Genomic DNA, 5,004 nt, shown 5'->3' on the forward strand with positions numbered 1-5,004 from the left:
ACAGGTTGCCACCCGGCGTCACGACGCTGGCACTGGCGCTTCGACCCCAGGGAGTCGATCTGCTCTCGGCCGACCTGGAGACCCTGCGTGCGATCCTGGAGCGGGTCCGTTCCGGCGAACTCGAGGCGGATGAGCAGCTGCTGGGTCGGTTGAATACCTTCATCTTCGGCCAGGAGTATCTCGACTGGGAAGAGATCCTGCCGGACCAGGAGGTGGTGCTCGCCGAACAGGCGCCGGTGCGTGGCCGGGGTGAGCTGATTCTGGAGGATGCCGAGGGCAGGAAGGCCCGTCTGCTTCTGTCCGGCGAGACCGTGCCCGCGCAGCGTATCAGCCGTATCGAGGCGCCGCTCTGGGCGCAGGCGCCGCAGCTAAGAATGTTTCGCACGCCGGACTATGCACGCAGCCGGGTTGAGCTGCCCCTCACGGCCGGCCTGGTCAACGCCATACCGGCGGAAGAGGGAGGCTATCTTGCGGCGGTGACCGTGATCGGGCATTCCGGCCCGCAAACGGTGGTCATGCGCCGTAATGGCGAGGGGCGCCTGCTCTGGTCGGCGAGGCCGGCTGCCGGCACACAGCTGCTGCCCAGTGTGCTGCTGCCCCTTCAAGGGGGGGATTACCTGATGGCGGGCAGTGGCCCCGTGGTGCGCTTCAATGACGCCGGCGAGATGATCGAGGCGTCGAGCCTCACCGAGGCGACGGTGGTGGCCGGCGCCGTACAGGGGGAAGAAGCGCTGCTGGCGGGAGAAATGGCCGATGCCTCGGGGGTGCAGCTGTTGGCCCTGAATGCCGAAGGGACGCTCGCCTGGGAGCAGCAGCTTGCCGCCTGGAGTCGCGCGCAGCATCTGGCTGCCTTGCCGGGGCAGGGCTGGGTGGTGGCCGGGCAGGATGGTGAGAGTCGGCCCGCGTTGGCCCTGTTGGGCAGGCAGGGTGAGGTGATCTGGCAAGCGCAACCCGGTGTGGCATCACTGCCTTCGGCTGTCGAGGCGCTGGCGGTGTCTCCGCAGGGTCAGGTCGTGCTGGGGGGGCAGGTCGATGGTGGAGGCCTGTGGTTGCGGCGCTTCGATCCCCAGAGCCATGAGGTGGGCGTAATCACGCCGTCTGGTGCGAGCTCGATTCCCGCGCTTGACGGTGTGCACGCCATGACCTTCGATGCCGAGGGGCAACTGCTCATCGGCGGCGAGGCGCGTACCGAGAATGGCTGGATGGCGAGGATGGACAGCGATGGCGGCGTGCTCTGGTCACGGGAGTACGGTGTCGAGTCGGCCCGGGAGGTAGTGCTGGATGTGCTGCCGCTAGGGGAGACACTCGTGGCGATTGGCCGACTCCAGGCCGGATCGCGCCGGGAGCCGCCGTCGGTATGGCAGATGCCGCTGGACGCTGAAGGAAGACCGCTTGCCGCCCCGGCGCTGCCCGATGAGGTGCTGACCTTCCAGGAACAGCTGCGAGACGCCCTGGTCGACGCTGCACCGGTCATGGGCACACTCGGCGCGCCGGAGTTCAGTCTCGATGAGCAGGGCGTGGTGCACCTGGCACTGCCATGGCTGACCGTCGAGTCTGACTGGGATTTCCAGCGCTACAGTCCGGATGTGGAGTGGGTGATCGGCGATCTGCACATGCAACTCGGTGCGGTCGAGAACGGACTGCGTCCGATCGGATTGGAGGTGCCGGATGTCGTCGATGTTCGCGATCCCCAGGGGGGGCTCGCTGGGCGACTGACGTTCGGGCCGCTCGAGTTTTCCGGGCAGTGGAACGATGCCCTGGATACGCTGCATGCCCTGAAGGCGGAAGTGGATGACGTGAGGCTCGATCTGCATCCGCAGGAAGGGATGATGGGGGCGGTGGCCTCACAGGCCGCGCTGGCACAGATGGAGGGGAAAGATGTGCCACGCCAGCTGACCTTCGGGCGCATCGGGATCGAGGTGGACACCCGGCAACGAGAAGACGGCCTGTATGACCTGCCGGGGCGCTTTCATGTCGAGAACGTTGAGCTGGCCTCATTCATCGAGGCACCGCTGTTACGGCTCGACCGGCTCGACCTACAGACCGAGCAGCGTGATGTGACGCTCGAGACGCTGCTGGCCTTGGGGAAGGAGGGCGAGAAACATGAGGTGTTCCGTCAGGGCAATCCGCTTGAGGTGCTCGGTACCCTGGTAGATGCCGTCGGCAATCCCTCGGCGCGATTCGCCATCGAGGGGTTGAGTGTTCGGGGCGATAACGAATACGAATACCTGCGCCTGGCCAGCTTGCACAGCGACATTGGTATCGGTCGCCACGCCGAGGATGACACGCAGCGTGATCTCTGGGCGCGCCTGGCACTCGAGGGGCTGGCCTTCAGCGAAGGCAGTGAACGTCGAAGAGAAGGGTTCGCAATCGACAGCCTGAGCTTCAATGGCGAAATCGACCAGATCTCGCCCATGGCCATCATCCAGGTAGGGATGGCGTCCCTGATGGCCGGACAGCCGAGCGAACCCGAGCTGCTGGCCCTTTCACAGCAGATGTTTTCCCGCTGGCTGCTGGCGCTGGAGGTCGATGGCTTTGAAGGGGTCGACAAGCCCAGCCAGGGAAACCCGCACCTCTTTGGCACGGATCGGCTGAGCTTTCGCACGGAATTCACCGAGCTCGATACGGCGGCGCCCAACTGGTCGCTGGATGTCCTGCATGAGGCCATCCGTCTGCCGCCTGCCTGGAACATGCCACCGCAGGCCGATGCCTATCTGCCAGAGCGTTCGGACATCTCGCTGCTGTTCAAGCGGCTGCCCACCGGCTTCGCCGAGGATCAGGAGACGGTGGCCCGGCTCAAGCGGGGCGAGCTGGATCCCGGCCAGTTGATGTTGGAGCAGATGCTCGCCAATCGTACCCTGCTGGATATCCCGCGCTGGCAGATCGATCTGCCAAATGGCGCCATTTCGCTCGCGGGTCGCGGCTGGACCGAGGAAGGTGAAGGAGGAGCACCTGGCCTGGTGCGCGGCCAGTTCGATCTGCGCATCGTTCAGCTCGACCGGTTGACGGCGCACTGGCTCGAGGCCGCTCCCGACGACCAGGCCCGTCAGGATCTCGAATCCATGTTCACCATGTTGCGCCTGTTGGGCGAGGAGCGCGAAAGCCCCGACGGTGACTCCGAGCACGTGTTCCGGATCGAGCTCGACAGCCTCGGCAATGCGCAGGTCAATGGCGAGGACCTGGCGCCGCTGCTGCAGCAGCTGGATGGCTGAGCCGTAATGATTCGACCGGGCATGCCTCTGCTGTTCGTCGCAAACGAGAGGAGGTGGTTGAGCATTAGCGCCCTCGCCCTGGCGGTAGCGGTACTGGTCGTGATGTTGCCGGCCACGGCCCTCGCCGATGAGGAGGTGGCCCTGCGGATCCTTCCGGAGGATCGCGGCTGCGTCACCCTGTTGACCAATGCGCCGGGCGGCCGCTATGCGGGCTGCCCACCGCACGAGAGGACTCATCGGCTGTCCGGCACGCCGCAGGAGTATCCCGTCGATCTGGCCCGCAACGCGGCCGGTGAGTGGCTGCTGACCCGGCGCGGGCTGCATCATTCGTCCTCCCGGGGTTCACCGTGGCAGCGTCTCGACGCGCGTGGCGGGCTGACGCTGGGCTGCTCACCCAAGGAGTGCCTGTGGGCGCTTCGCAGTGGGGGCGTCCGGCGGGTACTGCCCGATGAGCATACAGAGGCGTGGAGCCAGGGGCTGCCCGAGGCGCCGGTTCAGGCCGTCACGCATGACCGCGAGCGGGGTTGGCTGGCGACCGTCTTCGCGGAAGGGATCTTTCTGCGGGGGCCTGGCCACTCCGCCTGGCAGCCCGACTCGACTGGCCTGGGCACCCGCAACGTGGTCGCGATCGATTGCGACGATCAGGGCAACTGCCTGCTGGGCACGGCGGGCGGAGGGCTCTACCGGCGCCTTGTCGATGAGACGCGCTGGCAGCCTCTGGCGGTGCCCGGAGTTTCACGGGTCACGGCGGTAGCCGCCGGTGTGACACTCTGGCTGGCGATCACCGATGCCGGGGTGAAAGCATCCACCGATCAGGGGGCGCACTGGAAGGATCTGCCGCTTGACGCGAACGCGACGATGTCGGCGGTTGGCGTATCGAACGAGGGTCGCTACTGGATCGGGGGGACAGAGGGGCAGCTTTACGGTGCCCGGGCCGGTTCGTCTCCGGCTCTGCTGTATGCGCCGGGCTGGTATCGGGTTCAGGGGCTGGCCGCTCAGGGTGGCGAGGTGTTCATGCTGATGGATGGGCGGCTTTTCCGCGCCGGGGGGCTGGCGAGTTGGCAGCCTGTCGACCTGCCGGGTGACCTGAAGGGTGCCGTCACCAGCCTGGCGGTGGATGCCGAGGGTGGGCTGCTGATTGGCAGCGAGGAGGGGGGGCCGATGCGGCGCCGGCCGGAGGATGGCCGATGGCTACCCCACCATGGCGGCCTTCCCGAGGGCGCCCGCGTCGGGCAGCTTCTTACGGCAGCGGATGGGGCCGTGCATCTGGCAACGCTGGGAACCGGGGCGGCCGAGCAGCAGCTCTTCACCTTGCCCCCGGGAGAGGAGACCTGGCAAGCCGTGGTGCTCGGTGGCCGACCGGAGTCCCAGCCCTATCGGGTGCGCTGGCTGGTCAATCTTGCCGGCGGCACCGTGGTGGCCTGGGGCACGTACGACGTGCTGTGGAAGCGACCCGAGGAAGCCTTCTGGCGTCAGGCCTGGTTCGCCCGGACGCCGGGCGAGCCGCCGAGCATCGATGCCCGGGGGCGCCTGTGGGTCGAGCGCGGTGGCGTCTACTCGTTCAACCGCCCGGGAGAGACGCGCTGGCATGCCGGCGAGCCATCGGCGAAGCGCTGGGGGGCGGCCATTCCCGTAACCCCGACGACGTGGGGCGTGCATGCCCCCGGCCAGGGAGACGTGCTTCTGCTGCAGGACGACGGCAAGGCAGGGCTGAGCGCCGTGTCGCGGTGGCCGGTGCCTTTCGAGGGCCCGTTACAGCTTGCGACCGGGGCGGGTGAGCGAATCGTCGCGG

General features: G+C 67.3%; 2 protein-coding genes. Both read left to right on the plus strand.

Annotated features, from left to right (window positions below; genetic code table 11):
- A partial coding sequence (locus RI841_RS13485; protein WP_310706144.1) for a hypothetical protein occupies nt 1–3,212 on the plus strand: 3,212 nt, incomplete at its 5' end.
- Between the two features lie 57 nt (nt 3,213–3,269).
- Nucleotides 3,270–5,004: hypothetical protein (locus tag RI841_RS13490; RefSeq protein ID WP_310706145.1), on the plus strand; the 1,735-nt coding region annotated here is incomplete at its 3' end.

Source organism: Halomonas sp. (assembly GCF_031581305.1).
In the GTDB taxonomy this organism is placed as follows: domain Bacteria; phylum Pseudomonadota; class Gammaproteobacteria; order Pseudomonadales; family Halomonadaceae; genus Halomonas.